The organism is Streptomyces sp. NPDC028910, assembly GCF_055564955.1.
On the sequence record NZ_JBVHVF010000014.1, the window covers coordinates 120,448 to 137,050 of the forward strand.

15 protein-coding genes are annotated in these 16,603 nt (G+C 73.7%); 7 read left to right on the forward strand and 8 right to left on the reverse strand.

Features of this window, described 5'->3' with window-relative positions:
• Window positions 1–37: 37 nt before the first annotated feature.
• Both ACZ4TV_RS18860 and uvrB read right to left on the reverse strand, forming a co-directional pair.
• On the reverse strand, window positions 38–616 hold the full coding sequence (locus ACZ4TV_RS18860; protein WP_281208937.1) for a TerD family protein: 579 nt from the start codon (window positions 614–616) through the stop codon (window positions 38–40).
• A gap of 88 nt (window positions 617–704) precedes the next feature.
• A complete protein-coding gene (gene uvrB, locus ACZ4TV_RS18865) occupies window positions 705–2,858 on the reverse strand; it encodes an excinuclease ABC subunit UvrB (protein WP_468135791.1) in 2,154 nt (717 codons plus the stop codon).
• A 244-nt stretch (window positions 2,859–3,102) separates the two neighbouring features.
• Between uvrB and ACZ4TV_RS18870 the strand changes: the two genes are divergently transcribed.
• The 3 genes from ACZ4TV_RS18870 (at window position 3,103) to ACZ4TV_RS18880 (ending at window position 6,181) form a co-directional block, all read left to right on the forward strand.
• A complete protein-coding gene (locus ACZ4TV_RS18870; protein ID WP_468135792.1) occupies window positions 3,103–4,005 on the forward strand; it encodes a glycerophosphodiester phosphodiesterase in 903 nt (300 codons plus the stop codon).
• A 99-nt stretch (window positions 4,006–4,104) separates the two neighbouring features.
• Complete coding sequence (locus ACZ4TV_RS18875; protein ID WP_468135793.1) at window positions 4,105–4,668, forward strand: methylated-DNA--[protein]-cysteine S-methyltransferase; 564 nt, start codon at window positions 4,105–4,107, stop codon at window positions 4,666–4,668.
• A gap of 154 nt (window positions 4,669–4,822) precedes the next feature.
• Entirely contained in the window at window positions 4,823–6,181 is a 1,359-nt protein-coding gene (locus ACZ4TV_RS18880; RefSeq protein WP_468135794.1) for an MFS transporter, read from the forward strand.
• On the opposite strand, the gene ACZ4TV_RS18885 is transcribed toward ACZ4TV_RS18880, so the two are convergent.
• Window positions 6,171–6,539: a cupin domain-containing protein gene (locus tag ACZ4TV_RS18885; protein ID WP_468135795.1), complete on the reverse strand. Its 369-nt coding sequence runs from the start codon at window positions 6,537–6,539 to the stop codon at window positions 6,171–6,173. The two genes, ACZ4TV_RS18880 and ACZ4TV_RS18885, sit on opposite strands and share 11 nt — an antisense overlap.
• Before the next feature lie 199 nt (window positions 6,540–6,738).
• On the opposite strand from ACZ4TV_RS18885, the gene ACZ4TV_RS18890 reads away from it, so the two are divergent.
• Window positions 6,739–7,671 carry a pseudouridine-5'-phosphate glycosidase gene (locus tag ACZ4TV_RS18890; protein WP_468135796.1) on the forward strand — a complete coding sequence of 311 codons (933 nt, stop codon included), beginning with the start codon at window positions 6,739–6,741 and terminating at the stop codon, window positions 7,669–7,671.
• Complete coding sequence (locus ACZ4TV_RS18895; protein WP_468135797.1) at window positions 7,668–8,567, forward strand: carbohydrate kinase family protein; 900 nt, start codon at window positions 7,668–7,670, stop codon at window positions 8,565–8,567. The genes ACZ4TV_RS18890 and ACZ4TV_RS18895 overlap by 4 nt, the downstream gene beginning before the upstream one ends.
• 246 nt (window positions 8,568–8,813) lie before the next feature.
• On the opposite strand, the gene ACZ4TV_RS18900 is transcribed toward ACZ4TV_RS18895, so the two are convergent.
• Window positions 8,814–9,461 carry a nucleoside/nucleotide kinase family protein gene (locus tag ACZ4TV_RS18900; protein WP_468135798.1) on the reverse strand — a complete coding sequence of 216 codons (648 nt, stop codon included), beginning with the start codon at window positions 9,459–9,461 and terminating at the stop codon, window positions 8,814–8,816.
• 185 nt (window positions 9,462–9,646) lie between these two features.
• Window positions 9,647–10,018 carry a cupin domain-containing protein gene (locus tag ACZ4TV_RS18905; RefSeq protein WP_468135799.1) on the reverse strand — a complete coding sequence of 124 codons (372 nt, stop codon included), beginning with the start codon at window positions 10,016–10,018 and terminating at the stop codon, window positions 9,647–9,649.
• A gap of 137 nt (window positions 10,019–10,155) precedes the next feature.
• Here ACZ4TV_RS18905 and ACZ4TV_RS18910 point away from each other — a divergent pair, with 137 nt between their 5' ends.
• Entirely contained in the window at window positions 10,156–10,827 is a 672-nt protein-coding gene (locus ACZ4TV_RS18910) for a DUF2293 domain-containing protein (RefSeq protein ID WP_468135800.1), read from the forward strand.
• On the opposite strand, the gene ACZ4TV_RS18915 is transcribed toward ACZ4TV_RS18910, so the two are convergent.
• On the reverse strand, window positions 10,820–11,419 hold the full coding sequence (locus ACZ4TV_RS18915) for a chaplin (protein ID WP_468135801.1): 600 nt from the start codon (window positions 11,417–11,419) through the stop codon (window positions 10,820–10,822). The two genes, ACZ4TV_RS18910 and ACZ4TV_RS18915, sit on opposite strands and share 8 nt — an antisense overlap.
• A 195-nt stretch (window positions 11,420–11,614) precedes the next feature.
• On the opposite strand from ACZ4TV_RS18915, the gene ACZ4TV_RS18920 reads away from it, so the two are divergent.
• Window positions 11,615–12,163, forward strand: coding sequence for an HAD domain-containing protein (locus ACZ4TV_RS18920; RefSeq protein ID WP_468135802.1), 549 nt, complete (start codon window positions 11,615–11,617; stop codon window positions 12,161–12,163).
• Here ACZ4TV_RS18920 and ACZ4TV_RS18925 read toward each other — a convergent pair.
• Together ACZ4TV_RS18925 and ACZ4TV_RS18930 are read right to left on the reverse strand one after the other, a co-directional pair.
• Window positions 12,144–13,349, reverse strand: coding sequence for an SWIM zinc finger family protein (locus ACZ4TV_RS18925; RefSeq protein WP_468135803.1), 1,206 nt, complete (start codon window positions 13,347–13,349; stop codon window positions 12,144–12,146). The two genes, ACZ4TV_RS18920 and ACZ4TV_RS18925, sit on opposite strands and share 20 nt — an antisense overlap.
• The gene (locus tag ACZ4TV_RS18930; protein ID WP_468135804.1) at window positions 13,346–16,186 is read right to left on the reverse strand and encodes a DEAD/DEAH box helicase; all 2,841 of its coding nucleotides are present in this window, start codon (window positions 16,184–16,186) and stop codon (window positions 13,346–13,348) included. The genes ACZ4TV_RS18925 and ACZ4TV_RS18930 overlap by 4 nt, the downstream gene beginning before the upstream one ends.
• Between the last annotated feature and the right edge of the window lie 417 nt (window positions 16,187–16,603).

The following is a 16,603-nucleotide window of genomic DNA, read 5'->3' on the forward strand; positions in this document are numbered from 1 at the left end:
AGCCCTCCCCCGTGCCTTCTTCTCTTGTCCGGTACTGCTACAGGTGCGGCAGGATCGCCGGCATCAGGTCCTGGAAGGTACGGCCGTTGGCCGGGTTCCCGAGGGCCGTCATCTGCCAGCCGGTGCCCGCGCGGGACACCTTCGCCATGATCTGCGCGGTGTACTGACCGCCGCCGTCGAGGGTGTAACGGGCCAGCTCCTGGCCGTTGGTCTCGTCGACGATGCGGCAGAACGCGTTCTGCACCTCCTGGAACGTCTGGCCGGTGAAGGAGTTCACCGTGAAGACGATCTGGTCGATGTGCACCGGCACGCGCTGGAGGTCGACGAGGATCGCCTCGTCGTCCCCGCCCTGGCCGACGCCGCCGACGAGGTTGTCACCGGTGTGCCGCACCGAGCCGTCGTCGCTCTGCAGGTGGCGGAAGAAGACGACGTCCACGGGCTGCTTGTCGGCGAAGAGCACCGCCGACGCGTCGAGGTCGATCTCCCGCGTCCGCGAGCCGAACAGTCCGCGGCGCTTCGCCGCCTGCCAGCCGAGGCCCATCCGGACCGCGGTCAGCGTGCCCCCGTCCGCCTTCTGCAGACTGATGGCCTGACCCTTGGTCATGTTGACCGTCACGCGCTGTCCCCTCTCCATAGCCCGCCCCATTAACGAGCGCGCAGCGTGTACCTGCCGCTGTGACCCAACCCTACTGACAGGCCCCCGGTCAGGCGAGGCCAGCTTCCTTCATCTGCCGCAACTCCTTCTTCAGCTCGCCCACCTCGTCCCGGATCCGGGCCGCGACCTCGAACTGCAGCTCCGCGGCCGCCGCGCGCATCCGCTCGGTCATCTGCTCGATGAGCGAGGCCAGTTCCGCGGCGGGCCGGTCGGTGAGCACCTCGGCGCCCTTGGCCGCCTTCCCGCCCTTGCCGCCGGCCTTGGCCTTGACCAGCGCCGTCTTGCCGCCGAGGTCCGGCACCGGGGCCTTGGCCCCCTTGCCGTCCTTCCCCTGCCGGTATCCGGTACTCAGGAGCTGCTCGGTGTCGAGCTCCTCGCGGGCGATGGTGGCGACGATGTCGTTGATCTTCTTGCGCAGCGGCTGCGGGTCGATCCCGTTGGCCGTGTTGTAGGCGACCTGCTTCTCCCGGCGGCGGTTCGTCTCGTCGATCGCCTGGGCCATCGCCGGGGTGATGGTGTCCGCGTACATGTGGACCTGGCCGGAGACGTTGCGCGCGGCGCGGCCGATGGTCTGGATCAGCGAGGTGCCGGAGCGCAGGAAGCCCTGCTTGTCGGCGTCGAGGATCGCCACCAGGGAGACCTCGGGCAGGTCCAGGCCCTCGCGCAGCAGGTTGATGCCGACGAGGACGTCGAACTCGCCGGACCGCAGCTCGCGCAGCAGCTCGATGCGGCGCAGGGTGTCCACGTCGCTGTGCAGGTAGCGGACCTGGATGCCGAGCTCCAGGAAGTAGTCCGTGAGGTCCTCGGCCATCTTCTTGGTGAGGGTGGTGACCAGGACCCGCTCGTCCTTCTCGACGCGCTGGCGGATCTCGTGCACCAGGTCGTCGATCTGGCCCTCGGTCGGCTTGACCACGACCTCGGGGTCGATGAGGCCGGTGGGGCGGATGATCTGCTCGACGAAGCCGTCGCCGCGCGAGAGCTCGTACTTCCCCGGGGTCGCGGACAGGTAGACGGTCTGGCCGATGCGCTCCTGGAACTCCTCCCACTTCAGCGGCCGGTTGTCCAGGGCGGACGGCAGCCGGAAGCCGTGGTCGACCAGGGTCCGCTTGCGGGAGGCGTCGCCCTCGTACATGGCGCCGATCTGCGGCACGGTGACGTGCGACTCGTCGATGACCAGGAGGAAGTCCTCCGGGAAGTAGTCGATGAGCGTGTTGGGCGCGGAGCCCCGCTCGCGGTCGTCCATGTGCAGCGAGTAGTTCTCGATGCCGGAACAGGACCCGATCTGCCGCATCATCTCAAGGTCGTACGTGGTGCGCATGCGCAGCCGCTGCGCCTCCAGCATCTTGCCCTGCTTCTCCAGCTCGGCGAGGCGCTCGGCCAGCTCGGCCTCGATGCCGGCGATCGCCTTCTCCATGCGCTCGGGGCCGGCGACGTAGTGGCTGGCGGGGAAGACGTACAGCTCGCGGTCCTCGCTGATGACCTCTCCGGTCAGCGGGTGCAGGGTCGAGAGGGCCTCGATCTCGTCGCCGAACATCTCGATGCGGACGGCCAGTTCCTCGTAGACCGGGAAGATCTCGATGGTGTCGCCGCGCACCCGGAAGGTGCCGCGCGTGAAGGCCACGTCATTGCGCGTGTACTGGATGTCCACGAAGCGGCGCAGCAGCTGGTCCCGGTCGATCTCCTCGCCGACCTTGAGGGAGACCATCCGGTCGACGTACTCCTGCGGGGTGCCGAGGCCGTAGATGCAGGAGACGGAGGCGACGACGATCACGTCTCGCCTGGTCAGCAGCGAGTTCGTCGCGGAGTGGCGCAGCCGCTCCACCTCCTCGTTGATCGAGGAGTCCTTCTCGATGTAGGTGTCCGACTGCGGTACGTACGCCTCGGGCTGGTAGTAGTCGTAGTACGAGACGAAGTACTCGACGGCGTTGTTCGGCAGGAGCTCACGGAACTCGTTCGCCAGCTGGGCGGCGAGCGTCTTGTTCGGCGCCATGACCAAGGTGGGGCGCTGGAGCTTCTCGATCATCCAGGCCGTGGTCGCCGACTTGCCGGTGCCGGTCGCACCCAGCAGGACGACATCCTTCTCACCTGCACGGATGCGCTTCTCCAGCTCGGCGATGGCCGCCGGCTGGTCGCCGCTGGGCTGGTAGGGGCTGACGACCTCGAAAGGTGCCACCGTGCGTTCGATCTTCGATACGGGCCGCATGAGTCAACCGTACGACCCCCCACTGACAGCCACGCGTCCGCGCCGGTCCTCGCCGGTCCGCGGCGCGCTCCGGCCGCCCCGCCGGCCCGGGCCCACGGTCATTCGTTCTGGTCCGTTTGTCGTAGTTCGGTGGCGGCTCGGTGATCTTCAACCGCATGATCTCCATGAAGTGCATCGCCACAACGTCTGCCGCTCCGCACCCGTCTGACGCAGGAACAGGGCTCACGACCCGAGGAGAACGCACATGTACGTCCGACCCGCCGCCGCGGCAGCCGCCGCATTCCTGGGATTCACCCTCACCCTGCTGGGCGGGACGGCCTCGTGCGCCGCCACCGGCCCCGGATCCCCCACCGACCGGGCAGGGCTGGGGGGCCCCGTCGTGTACGCCCACCGGGGGGCTTCGGCGTACGCCCCGGAGAACACCCTCGACGCGATCGACCTGGCGATGCGGCTGGGCTTCGAGTGGGTCGAGAACGACGTGCAGCGCACCAAGGACGGAGTGCTGGTGGTGATCCACGACGAGACCCTGGCCCGGACCACCGACGTCGAGCAGGTCTTCCCGGACCGCAAGCCCTGGAGGGTCCGGGACTTCACCGCGGCGGAGATCGCCCAGCTGGACGCGGGCAGCTGGTTCGGCGCCGAGTACGCGGGGGCCTTCGTGCCGACCCTGCGGGAGTACCTCGACCGGGTAAGGCGCAACCATCAGCGGCTGCTGCTGGAGATCAAGAAGCCGGAGCTCAACCCGGGGATCGAGGAGCAGACCCTGGCGGTGCTGGGCGAGGCCGGCTGGCTCGACGAGCGCCACGTGTCGCAGCGCCTGGTGGTGCAGAGCTTCAGCACCGACTGCGTGCGCATCGTGCACGCGCTGCGGCCGGACCTGGTGACGGCCTTCCTGGGCACGCCGAAGGTGGAGGACCTGCCCCGGTACGCGGAGTTCACCGACCGGATCAACCCGTGGCACACCACGCTCTCGGCCGACTGGGTCGAGGCGGTGCACGGCCTGCGTGGCCCGCACGGCAGGGCCATGGAGGTGGACACCTGGACCGTGGACGACGCGGCGACCGCCCGGAAGGTACGGGACATGGGCGTGGACGGGATCATCACCAACGCCCCGGACGTGGTCCGGGAGGCGGTCGGCGGGTTCTGAGCCGGCGCGGACGGCTTTGCCCGCGGTGGCGGCGTTGCCCGGGGTGCCGGCGTTGCCCGGGGTGCCGGTGTTGTCAGCGGGGAGCCGTACCGTGGACGCGTGGACAGCACCGAGCGGCCCCGCGGGCCGCACCTCGAATGGACGGTCGTCGCCAGCGACATCGGCCCCCTGCTCCTGGCCGCGACCCCGGCGGGTCTGGTCCGGGTCGAGTTCCATGCCGGGCCGGACCGGATCGACCGGATGATCGGCCCGCTCGTCTCCCGGCTCGGCGCCGACGCCCGGCGGCCGGCGCCGGGCGAGGAAGTGCTGCTGGCCGAGCCGATACGTCAGCTCGACGCGTACTTCGCCGGTACGCTGCGGCGCTTCGAGCTGCCACTGGACTGGCGCCTGAGCTCCGGCTTCAACCGGCAGGTGCTCCAGGAGCTCGACCGTTCCGTGCCGTACGGATCGGTCGTCGGCTACGGGGAACTGGCCGCCCGCGCCGGACAGCCCGGCGCCGCCCAGGCCGTGGGCAACGCCATGGGCTCGAATCCGCTGCCGGTGGTCGTGGCCTGCCACCGGGTCGTGGAGAACGACGGGGGCATCGGGGGGTTCGGCGGCGGAGTGGAGACCAAGCGACAGCTGCTCGCCCTGGAGGGCGTGCTCCCGCAGCCGCTGTTCTGAGCAGGCCTGGCCGGTGCCCCGGCCGGGGCACCGGCACGGTTCCGCCGGGCGGCGAGGGGTGGGACACTGCGGCGGTGACTCCTCCTGCCGCCGCACCCGGCCTCGCCGCGCCCCCCGCGTCCCGCGTCACACCTCCGCGATCGCGGTGTACGGCGTGAGCGCCCCGCCCGGCACGGACCGGCCGGCTCCGCCGCTCGGCCTCCCGGAGCTGGCCCGGCTGCAGCGGCGCACCTCCTGGGTCCTCATCGCCGGCCAGATACTCGGCGGCCTCGGCGTGCCCATCAGCATCGCCCTGGCCCCCGTGCTCGCCACCGAGGTCAGCGGCACCGAGGCCCTGTCCGGATTCGCCTCCACCGCCTCGGTGATCGGCACCGCCCTGGTCTCGCTGCCGCTCGCCGCCCTGATGACCGCGCGCGGCCGCCGCCCCGGGCTGGTCCTTGCCTACGGGGTCGGCGCCGCCGGCGCGGGTCTCGTCGTCCTGGCCGCCGTGATCAAGAACTTCCCGCTGCTGCTGCTCGGCATGGCCGCCTTCGGCGCCGCCTCCTCCGCCAACCTGCAGGCCCGGTTCGCCGCCGCGGACCTCGCGGCCCCCGACCGCCGGGCCCGGGCGATCTCCGTCGTCGTGTGGGCGTCCACCATCGGCGCGGTGCTCGGTCCCAATCTGTCCGCCCCGGCCAGCCACAGCTTCGCCGGGACCGCGATACCCCAGACGGCGGGCCCCTTCGTCTGGGCCGCCGTCGTCTTCCTGCTCACCGGCACGCTGATCGGCGTGCTCCTGCGCCCGGACCCGCTGCTGACGGCCCGGGCGCTCGCCGCGCCCGAGGAGCAGACCCGCGAGGGCCGCTCGCTGCGTGCCGGGTTCGCCGCGGTGAGGTCCTCGCCGCGGGCCCGGCTCGCCCTCGTCACCGTCGCCGTGTCACACACCACCATGGTCTCGATCATGGTGATGACCCCGATGGACCTGACCCACCACGGCGCCGGCCTGGAGCTCGTCGGACTGGTGATCAGCGGCCACATCGCCGGCATGTTCGCCTTCTCGCCCCTGATGGGGTGGCTCGCGGACCGGCTCGGACGGCTGTCCGTGATCGGGCTGGCCGCCGGGCTCCTGTCGGTCGCCGCGCTGCTCGCCGGGACGGCCGGCCCCCACCACGGGCAGAGTGCGCTCGGCCTCTTCCTGCTCGGCCTCGGCTGGTCCGCCGGGATGGTCGCCGGCTCGGCCCTGCTGACCGACTCGGTGTCGCAGCCGGCACGGGCCGCCGTACAGGGCCTGAGCGACCTCACGATGAACACGGCCGCGGGCGTGGGCGGCGCGGCGGCCGGGCTGATCATGTCCCAGGCGAGCTACGGCTGGCTGAACGCCGTGGGCGCCGCGCTGCTGCTGCCGTTGGCGGCGCTCGCGCTCTTCACGGCGCGCCGCCACCCCGCGCCCGTTCTCGCGGCCGGCCCCGCTTCCGCTTCCGCCCCCGCCGCCCCCGCTCCCGCTCCCGCTCCCGCGAAGGACGTCAGTAGCTGATGTGGTAGGCCTTGCGGAGCGTCTCGTGCACGGTCCAGGTCGTCCTGTCGCCCTCCCGGAGCACGCAGGCGGAGCCGGGGCCCAGCTCCAGGGTCCCGCCGCCCTCGACCTCGACGGTGGCGCGGCCGCTGACCACCACGAAGAGCTCGTCGGCCTCGATGTCGGTGACGACACCGGGCGTGATCTGCCAGATACCGCGCACTTGCTTGCCGTCCGCCGACTCCCAGAGCACCTTGCCCGTCACGACGGGCTCGCCGGAGACGATCTGCCCGGGGTCGAGGTCCTCGGCCTCCAGTTCGGCCTCCGCGACGGAGACCGAGAACGAGGCGGGGGCGGCGGAGTGATCACTGGGGCTCATGGCGCGCCAGCCTAGTCCGGCGGGCCCGCGCGGTGCGGTGACCACAGCGTCCAGCAACGGCCCGGCGGACGCGTCACCCTGTCCAGCGCCCCGGTCGGGCAGGTGCGGCAGAGCCACGGAGCAACGCTACTCGGACAGGTTGGGACGGGTGTGGCGGGAGTGCGTTTGGGGGTGTCCCTCCCGTGCCATGGATGGGGACATGTCACAGCACAGAGCATCTGAGGTCCCGGTCCTGTCGGAAGAGGTACGCGAGGCACTCGCCCGGGGCAAGCCCGTGGTGGCCCTGGAATCGACGATCATCGCCCACGGCCTGCCCCGCCCCCGCAACCTGGCGGTGGGCCTCGAACTGGAGGCGCTGGTCCGCACGGAGGGCGCGGTTCCGGCGACGATCGCGGTCGTGGACGGGGTGGCGTACGCGGGCCTGGACAAGGCCCAGCTGGAGCGGGTCGCGGGCGGCGACGACGTGCGCAAGCTCGGCCACCGGGATCTGGCGCCCGCGCTGGCGACGGGGGCGACCGGGGCGACGACCGTGTCCGCGACGGCCTTCCTGGCCGCCCGGGCGGGTCTGCGGGTCTTCGCCACGGGCGGGCTGGGCGGCGTACACCGGGAGTGGGCGCAGACGCAGGACGAGTCGGCGGACCTCGCGCTGCTGGCGCGGACGCGGATCACCGTGGTGTGCGCGGGGGTGAAGTCGATCCTGGACGTGCCGGCCACGCTCCAGCGGCTGGAGACGCTGGGGGTGGGAGTGCTCGGGTACGGGACCGACCGTTTCCCCGGCTTCTACCTGGCCGATTCCGGCGAGCCGGTGGACTGGACCGTGCACCGGCCCGAGGAGGTCGCGGCGGTGATGGCCGCCCAGGACGCGCTGGGCGGCCCGGAATCGGCGCTGCTGGTGGCCAATCCGGTGGCGGAGGCCGAGCAGCTGGATCCGGAACTGCACGACCGGGTGCTGGCCGAGGCGCTCGCCGAATGCCGCGAGCGGGGGATCACGGGGCAGGCGGTGACTCCGTTCCTGCTGGGGTACCTGGTACGGGCGACGGGCGGGGCCTCGCTGGAGGCGAATCTGGCGGCGGTACGCGGCAACGTGCGGCTCGCAGCCGGGATCTCGGGGGCCCGGGCGGCGCGGGCATGACCGCGGCGGGGGCGCTGCTCGTCGTCGGGGACGTGGTGACGGACGTGGTGGCGATACATCCGGAGCCACTCGCTCCGGCCACCGACACCGCCGCCCGCATCCGCACCCTGCCGGGCGGCGCGGGGGCCAACGCGGCCTGCTGGGCGGCCCGGTCGGGGGCCGCGGAGGTACGCCTCCTGGCGCGGGTGGGCGCGGAATCGGCGCGGTGGCACGAGCGGGCACTGGTGGACGCGGGGGTGCGGCCGCGGCTGGTGATCGACCCGGAGGAGCCGACGGGGACGGTGGTCGCGCTGGTCGCCAAGGACGCGGAGCGGACCTTCCTGACCGACAGCGGGGCCTCGCTGCGGCTGTGTCCCGCCGACTGGGCTCCGTCCCTGCTGGACGGGGCGGCCCATCTCCACCTGTCGGGTTATCTGTTCTTCGCCGACAGCAGCCGGGCCCTGGCCATGGTCGCCCTGCGCGCGGCCCGGACGCGGGGCGTGCCGGTGAGCGTGGACCCGGCCTCGGCCGGATTCCTGGTCACTCTGGGGCCGCAGCGCTTCCTCGACGCCGTGGCGGGGGCCGAGGTACTGCTGCCCAACGAGGACGAGGCCCGGCTGCTGGCCGGGCTGCCGGAGGCGACGGGGGTGGCCCGGGCGGCGGCGGAGCTGAGCCGTCGGGTGCCGCTGGTGGTGGTGACCCGGGGCTCGGCCGGGGCGCTGGTCGCCGAGCGGGGCCGGATCACCGCCGAGGTCGCCGCGGAGCCGGCCGTGGCGGTGGACTCCACGGGCGCCGGCGACGCCTTCACCGGCGGCTTCCTCGCGGCCCGCCTGCAGGGCGCCGACCCGGCGGAGGCAGCCCGCGCGGGATGCCACTCCGCCGCCCAGGCGATAACCCGCCCGGGCGGCCGCCCGTAGCCCTCGCCCCCACCGGCCAAATCCACCCCGGCCGCCCAATCCACCCCGGCCGCCCAATCCAGCCCCGCCGGCACAAATCCAGCCCCGCCGGCGTTTGAGGCGCGGGGCCCGGGGCGGAGCCCCGCTCTCTCAGCCTCGCCGGCGTTTGAGGCGCGGGGTCCGGGGCGGAGCCCGGGAAACGGCGAAAGGGCGGGGCGGGGACAGGCTCCGCGCAGCGCCCACCCGCCCCACCCACCGCAGGCCCCGTCACCGGCTCCGGATACCCGTCCAGGCCGGACGGCGCGGATCATCGGCCCGCACGACCACATCGGCGGCCCCCACCGGGTCCGTATCGGCCTCGTAGCGCGCGAAGGCCACCAACGTCCACCGCGCCCATTCCTCGGTGCGGCGGGCGAGCGCCCCCGGCGACAGCCGGATGTGGACGCTCAGGTCGAAGGGGAACCACTGCCCCAGCAGCAGCGGACCGTGCACGATCACCACACCGCCGGGCGGGAGCTCGACGTACGGACTGCGCGTCGCCCGGTCGGTCACCGGGTCCCAGAGGTCCGGCAGCACCCGTCCGGTCCCGCCGGGATCCGTCGGGCCGAACACCTCCCGCCAGAGCGCGGCCGTGTCGTACCAGCCGTCGAGGTACGCGTCCACGTCCTCCCGGCCGAACTCGAAGCGGAGGGAGGCCGGCCGCAGAAAGCCGTCGGCCGCCACCACCAGGACCGGGCGTGCGCGCCGCCGCAGCGCGTCGGCGAGCTGCCCGGCGAGCACGCCGGTCTCGGCGGCGGGCGCTCCGTCAATGCCCACCCGATGCCAACTGCCCTGCTCAAGCGCGTTCTGGGGGTCGTCGAGGTGACCGGCGAGCCGCTCGGCCATCCGCTGCCATGTGATCGCTTCCCACTGCACCGGCCCATTGTCAGTGGTGGGCCTCAGCCTTTTTGACGAGGGATCACCGGCGGAAAGGAAGTCGGCGGCCCGGCCTTTGGGGAGGGGTTCGGCGGCTACGACCCCACGCGCCCTCAGGGGCTTGTACCGGGTCCGCCGGGGAGATACGCCGACCGGTGTGAGCGGGGCCGGCTCTCCGGGCGGGTTCAGTGGCTGTGCTCCCGGCAGACCTCCGGCGTGACGCCGGGCGGGGCGGGCGTGGGTATGGAGAAGGGGTTCCCCTCGGGGAGCGCGGGGGTCACGTAGAGCACGACCGGCTCGGTACCGAGGTTGTGGCCGAGGTGGATGTGCCGGATCCCCGCGGGTTCCACGAAGGTGGTCCCGGCCGGATGCACCTCGACGGTGCGGTCGTGCAGGACCCTGGTCAGGATCCCTGAAAGGACCACGGCGTCCAGCCGGACCCGGTGGAAGTGCCAGCCGGTGCAGCCGCCCGGCGGGATGACGATCTCCCGGCCCAAGGGGGCCGTGGCGACGCGCGCCCGGCCGGGCCGCACCGTCGTCATCTGCCGTCCGCTCATGTACCCCTCCTCGGTGGACCAGCCAGTCCACCGCCCCACCGTAGAAGGGCGGCACGACATCCAGGAAGAGTCGGTGAAACCTCAACCTCCGCTCCCCACCAGGTGATATGAGGCCCCTACGGCGGTATCACACCTGTATGAGCCTGGTGGTGTTCGAGTCTCTGAAGCAGATCCACTGCGCGGAGTGCCGGCAGGGCCCGCTGCGGCACCTCGTGCGCGATTCCGGCGTACCGCGCTGCCTGGACTGCGCGGATCTCGGACATCTGGTCTACCTCCCGCGCGGGGACGCGGCGCTCACCCGCCGTTCACGTGAGGCCAGTTCGCTGTCCGCCGTCGTCGTCCGCTTCAACAAGCGCCGCCGCCGCTACGAGCGCCTGGGGCTGCTCGTCGAGGATGCCGCCCTGGCGCGCGCGGAGCGCGCCTGTCTCGCGGACTCCGAGGCACGGGCGCGCCGCCGGGAGCGCGACCGGCTGCGCCGCGCGGCCGAGGACACCCGGTTCACGGCGGCCTTCGCCGCCGAGATAGTGCGGCTGTTTCCCGGGTGCCCGGCCGATCGGGCGGTGGCGATCGCCACGCACGCCTCGGTGCGCGGCAGCGGCCGGGTGGGCCGCACCGCCGCCGGCCGGGCCCTCGACGAACTGGCGGTCTCGGTCGCCGTACGAGCGGCCGTGCGGCACACCGACACCGAGTACGACGCCCTGCTGATGGCGGGCGTCCCCCGGTTCGCGGCCCGCGCCCGGCTGGCGGCGCGGATCGACGCCATCCTGGACGGGTGGCGCGCGAACGCCCCTACTCGCCAGCCTAGTTGAGGCGGAAACGGCGGTAGAGGAGCACCCCGCCGAGCAGCAGCGCTCCCCCGCCGGGTAGCAGGTAGCCGACACCGTCGGCCCCGGTGCGGGCGAGCGCCTCGGTGTGCCGCGGCGGCGGCGCCGACGGGGTCACCGGCCTTTCGACGACGGGCGGCTGGACGGGCCCGGGGCCGCTGGGCTCCTGGCCGTTGACGGAGGTGTTGCCGTGCGAGGAGTTGCCGACGCCGACCACGCTCACGGCATTGCCGCTGACGTTCAGCGGCAGGTCGAGCGGAAGCTGGAGTCCGTTGCCGGACAGCACCCCGGGCGAATCCTTTCCTCGCGCGTCGGCCACGGCCCCTCCGCCGTTTCCGGCCCCGGGTTTCGACGGATCCGAGGGCCTTGGTCCGGGTTGCCCGCCGCCGCTCTCCGGCGCCTCGTTGACACAGCGGTTGCCGGCGGCCGAATTGAGCACGCCCACCACGCTCACGGTGTTCCCGCACACGTTCACCGGGACGTGCACGGGCAGCTGTACCAGGTTCCCGGACAACAGCCCCGGCGAACGCTCGGTCCGGCCACCCGCGTCCGCATCGGCGTGGGCGAACCCGCTCACGCCCGCGACCGCCAGTCCACCTCCCGCAACCACCGCCGCGATCAAGCCATTCCGACGACTGTGACGCATCAGTTTCCCTGCCTTCCGGAGGAGTTCGCGGGTGTTGTCCCGCACCGGAAACAACGCCCTGAACCCATTCGGGTTATAGAGCCGGTAGGCATTTCACTCAATCGTGTACTGGGTACTGCCTACTTCATGACTGATCGCCCGCTGCTCCTCCTCGACGTGGACGGCCCCCTCAACCCGTTCCGGTCACTCCTCGCCGGCCTGCGCGGATACCGGAGCCACCGGATGCGACCCGACATCTGGCTCTCCTACCGCGACCCGGAATCCCGCAGCGCCCGACGCGGCGCGCTGGTCCGCCTCCACCCCTCCCACGGCGCCCGGCTGCAGGCGCTGCCCTTCGAACTCGCCTGGGCCACCGCGTGGACGCACCAGGCCAACACGCTGATCGCCCCGCACATCGGACTACCCGGCGATCTGTCCGTCGTCGAATGGCCCGAACTCTTCGCCGAAGACCCCGACGGCCTCTCGTGGAAGACCCGGCACCTCCTCGACTGGGCGGCCGGCCGCCCCTTCGCGTGGGTCGACGACATGATCAACTCCCGCGACCGCGCCTGGGTCGCCGCCCACCACCCGGCCCCGGCCCTCCTCCTGCGCATCCACCCCCGCCACGGCTTGCGGGACCGCGACTTCACCACGTTGACCCGCTGGGCGGCCGGGCTCAGCGCAGCAGAGCGGTGACCGGGTCCGGCGAGGGGCGGCCCGTGGGCCACCAGTCGTCGGCGTCCGGGCGGGACTCGTAGGCGTACCAGAGGGCGTCGCGGCCGAGGCGGAGCTGGCGGGTGTGGGCCGTGAGGCGGTTGCGGTCGGGCCGGAAGGAGCCCTGTGAGGCCGCGAGCAGCGCCGGCCGGGCCCGGTCGAAGGGGCCGGCCGGCGGATCCCAGGGCTCTTCCAGGGCGGCCAGGGCGGCGCGGCCGCCCTGGCGCCAGGCCGCCGCCGCCCGGGCGAGGTCGGTGGTGGTCCGGCCGGTGGCGCGGGCCAGGTCCCGGTAGAGGGTGCGGGCCGCGCCCGTCAGCCCTGACGTGGGGTGCGCGGAGGCCAGCCGAACGGCGTCCTGCCAGAGGGTGAGCCCGGCGATCGGGTCCTCGCCGGTGGTCAGGAGGACGAGGGCGCGGGCCGCCGCGTCGGAGGCGAGCAGGTCGAGGGCCAGCGGATCCGGGGCCGCCGGGTCGGCCGGATAGGCGGGCGGAAGACCCGCGGCGGCGGGCGCGGGGAGCGGCGCGGGCAGCAGCGGCAGGGTGGTGCGGGCGAGCGCCGCCCGGGCCGGGACGCCGGGGAAGTCCGGCGCCGAACCGGGCCGTTCGCGCGCGGCGTGGGCGGCATTGCGGCGGCTGAGCTCGTCGAGGAGCTCCCGCTCCCCCCGGCCGCGCAGGAGCAGCAGGACGAACGGGTCCTCATCGAGCAGGCGGGCCGCCCGGTAGCACAGGGCCGCCGCGTGCTTGCACGGCGGACGCCCTGTGTCCGGGCAGGAGCAGTGCGGGAGGAGCTCGCCCGCGCCGGGCAGGACGCTCTGCGCCAGCGACTGCGGAACCTCCCGCTCCAGCAGGGCGGCGAGCGCCGCCGGGTCGGCCGCGACGCTCTCCAGGAGTTCGTCCCACTCCGCGTCCGCGAAGGCGGGCAGGATCAGCTCGGTGCGGTACGGGCGGGGCCGGCTGCCCCGGACGTACGCCACGATCCGGCCGGGGGTGACGGTCACGGCGTCGACGTGCCCTCCCTCGGCGTACGTACGGCCCCGGGCCAGACGGGCCGCGTCGTGGGAAACCTCCTCCAGCGCCGTCACCCAGGCCCGGCCCCACCAGCTCACGGCCTCCGCGCCGGCGGGCACGGTCTCGAAGGTGCGGCGGCGGTCGTCCCGCGCGGTGATCATTCGGGCCTCCGCAGGGAGACGAGATCGGCCAGCTCGCGGTCGGTCAGCTCGGTCAGCGCCGACTCGCCGGAGCCGAGGACGGCGTCGGCCAGGGCGCGCTTCGCCTCCAGCATCTCGGCGATCCGGTCCTCGACGGTGCCTTCGGCGATGATCCGGTGGACCTGCACGGGCTGGGTCTGGCCGATCCGGTAGGCGCGGTCGGTGGCCTGTTCCTCGACGGCCGGGTTCCACCAGCGGTCGAAGTGGACGACATGGCCGGCCCGGGTGAGGTTCAGCCCCGTGCCCGCCGCCTTCAGGGACAGCAGGAAGACCGGGATCTCGCCCGCCTGGAAGCGGTCGACGAGCTCCTCGCGGCGCGGCACCGGCGTCCCGCCGTGCAGCAACTGCGAGCCGATCCCCCGGGCCGACAGGTGCCGTTCGATGAGGCGGGCCATCGTCACGTACTGGGTGAAGACCAGCACCGAGCCGCCCTCGGCCAGGATCGTGTCCAGCAGCTCGTCCAGCAGGGCGAGCTTCCCCGAGCGGTGCGCGATCCGGGGCTGCTCCTCCTTCAGGTACTGCGCCGGGTGGTTGCAGATCTGCTTGAGCGAGGCGAGCAACTTCATGATCATGCCGCGTCTTTCCATGCCCTCGCTCGACTCGATCACGGCCATCGCCTCGTCCACCGCGGCCTGGTAGAGCGAGGCCTGCTCCCGGGTCAGGGAGACCGGATGGTCGGTCTCCGTCTTCGGCGGCAGCTCGGGCGCGATGCCGGGGTCCGACTTCTTGCGCCGCAGCAGGAACGGCCGTACGAGCGCGGACAGTCGGGCGACCGCCGCCTCATTGCCGCCGTCCTCCTCCTGCTGGTGCTCCACCGGGCGGGCGTGGCGGGCCCGGAAGGCGGTGAGCGGACCCAGCAGTCCGGGCGTGGTCCAGTCGAGCAGCGCCCACAGCTCGGAGAGGTTGTTCTCCACCGGGGTACCGGTCAGCGCCACCCTGGCCGGCGCCGGAACGGTGCGCAGCGCCTTCGCGGTCGCCGAATGCGGGTTCTTGACGTGCTGCGCCTCATCGGCGACGACCATGCCCCAGCGCTGTTCGGCCAGCAGGGGGGCACTGGCGCGCATCGTCCCGTACGTGGTGAGGACGAAGCCCCCCGCGCAGGACGTCAGGTCCTCCACGCTGCGGCTGCCGCCGTGGAAGCGGCGCACGGGCGTGCCGGGCGCGAACTTCTCGATCTCCCGCTGCCAGTTGCCCAGGAGGGACGCGGGGCACACCACGAGCGTCGGCTCGCGGCGGCCTCGGTGCAGGTGCAGCGCGATCAGCGTCACCGTCTTGCCCAGACCCATGTCGTCGGCGAGGCAGCCGCCGAGACCGAGGGAGGTCATCAGGTCCAGCCAGGCCAGGCCGCGCGCCTGGTAGTCGCGCAGGGTGGCCTTGAGGGCGGCGGGCTGCGGCAGCGGGGCCAGCTCCCCCGTCAGCCGCTCCCGCAGGGCGGCCAGCGCCCCCACCGGCACGGCCTCGACGGGCTCGCCGCCGACCTCGACCGTCCCCGACAGTGCGGCGGCCAGCGCGTCCACCGGGTCCAGCACGCCCAGTTCGCGCTTGCGCGCCTTGCGCACGAGCTCCGGATCGACCCGCACCCACTGGTCCCGCAGCCGCACGACGGGCCGGTGGGCCTGCGCCAGCGCGTCCATCTCCCCGGGGGTGAGCCGGTCGCCGCCCAGCGCCAGCTCCCACGAGAAGGCGAAGAGGTGCTCGGCGTCGAAGAAGGCGGTCCCGTCGGTCGCGGAACCGGGCGCGGTGGACCGTACGACGGCGGTCGCGGACAGCGTACGGGCCAGCTCGCGCGGCCAGTGGACCAGGACCCCGGCGGCCGCCAGCCGGCTCGCGGCCACCCCCAGCAGGTCCTCTAGCTCCGGGTCGGACAGTGCGAGGACGTCCGGCACGGGCTGGTCCAGCAGGCGCAGCAGGGGCGGCCAGACCCGCGCGGCCCGGCGCAGCGCGAGCACGGCGTCGATCCGGGCGCGGGGACCGAACCCGGCCGCCGCCGTGCCCGCCCACAGCTGTCCGGCATCGGTGACCAGGGTCGGATCGGCGAGGCTGTGCACCTGCACGACGGCCCCGCCGGCCCGCCTGATGTCCTCGTCCTCGGCCTCGTCGAAGAGGCGGAAGGAGGACAGGTCGAGCCGGAGCGATATCCCGACGCCGGTGTCGGCTCCGGCCGCGACCTGCGCGGCCCAGTCCTGTATCCCGGGCACCCGCTGCGCCTCCCGCGCGGCGAACGGCCGCCCGGCGGCCCCGGCCGCGGCCGGGGTCCGGGGCAGGCTGTCTGCGACGGCGTCGAGGAACGCGCGGACCAGTGCCTCCGGTTCCGGCAGCTGGAGCGGCCGGCGGCCGGCCAGGGGGGTCGCGTACCCCTCGAACGGGAGCGCGGCGGCGACCGCGCGCAGGTGGTCGACGTCGGCGGCGTCGAGCGGCCCGGCGCGCCAGGCGTCGACGTCCTCGGGGGTGAGCCCGGGGAGCAGCCGGCCACGGGCGACGAGGGTGAGCGCCTGCGTGGCGGCGGTGCCCCAGGCACGGGTGGCGGGATGCGCGGCGGGGCTGCGGGGCGCCCCCGCGAGCAGGGGCAGGGCGGAGGCGACGGAGAAGGTCACCGCGGGCACGGTCCGGCTGCGGACCCCATCGCCGTGCGGGCGTACGACGGTGAGCGGCCCGGGCGTACCCGCCTCGGGCAGGGCGTCCCCGTCGGGCGCCCAGAAGGCCACCCGCCCCTCGCGGGGAACGGCGGCGGGCAGGAAGACGGCGGCGTGGCGCAGCAGCGCGGATGCCTGCGGCTGCGGCTGCGGCTGCGGTGTCACGGTGTCCCCCTCCCACGTCGATGCCCCTGCTGTCTTGCGGACCCGCGGGCCTGCGGGCCTGCGGGCCTGCGGGCCTGCGGGCCTGCGGGACCAGCGGGCCTGCGGGACCAGCGGGCCTGCGGGACCAGCGGGCCTGCGGGACCAGCGGGCCTGCGGGACCAGCGGGCCTGCGGGCCTGCGGACCGCGGGACTCGCGGACCCGCGGGCCTGCGGATCCACTGGTCCCCTGCCGACGAGTCTAGGCGCGACCACCGACAACGCCCCTGACCTGCGGAGCAGCGGGCAGCGGGCGAGCGGTCAGCGGGCCCAGCGGCTGGGGCGGCCCGCAGCCCCCGGACGTCGACGGGTGTTCCCCCAGGTGACAGCCCGTACGGCCGTTCCAGTGTCCCGAATTCGCCGCAATCCGTGGCCCGTCGG

Excerpts from the sequence above, each read along its gene's own strand:
- uvrB (WP_468135791.1), bottom strand. The coding sequence starts at position 2,858 with ATGCGGCCCGTATCGAAGATCGAACGCACGGTGGCACCTTTCGAGGTC.
- ACZ4TV_RS18870 (WP_468135792.1), top strand. The coding sequence starts at position 3,103 with ATGTACGTCCGACCCGCCGCCGCGGCAGCCGCCGCATTCCTGGGATTC.
- ACZ4TV_RS18885 (WP_468135795.1), bottom strand. The coding sequence starts at position 6,539 with ATGAGCCCCAGTGATCACTCCGCCGCCCCCGCCTCGTTCTCGGTCTCC.
- ACZ4TV_RS18890 (WP_468135796.1), top strand. The coding sequence starts at position 6,739 with ATGTCACAGCACAGAGCATCTGAGGTCCCGGTCCTGTCGGAAGAGGTA.
- ACZ4TV_RS18895 (WP_468135797.1), top strand. The coding sequence starts at position 7,668 with ATGACCGCGGCGGGGGCGCTGCTCGTCGTCGGGGACGTGGTGACGGAC.
- ACZ4TV_RS18905 (WP_468135799.1), bottom strand. The coding sequence starts at position 10,018 with ATGAGCGGACGGCAGATGACGACGGTGCGGCCCGGCCGGGCGCGCGTC.
- ACZ4TV_RS18910 (WP_468135800.1), top strand. The coding sequence starts at position 10,156 with ATGAGCCTGGTGGTGTTCGAGTCTCTGAAGCAGATCCACTGCGCGGAG.
- ACZ4TV_RS18920 (WP_468135802.1), top strand. The coding sequence starts at position 11,615 with ATGACTGATCGCCCGCTGCTCCTCCTCGACGTGGACGGCCCCCTCAAC.
- ACZ4TV_RS18925 (WP_468135803.1), bottom strand. The coding sequence starts at position 13,349 with ATGATCACCGCGCGGGACGACCGCCGCCGCACCTTCGAGACCGTGCCC.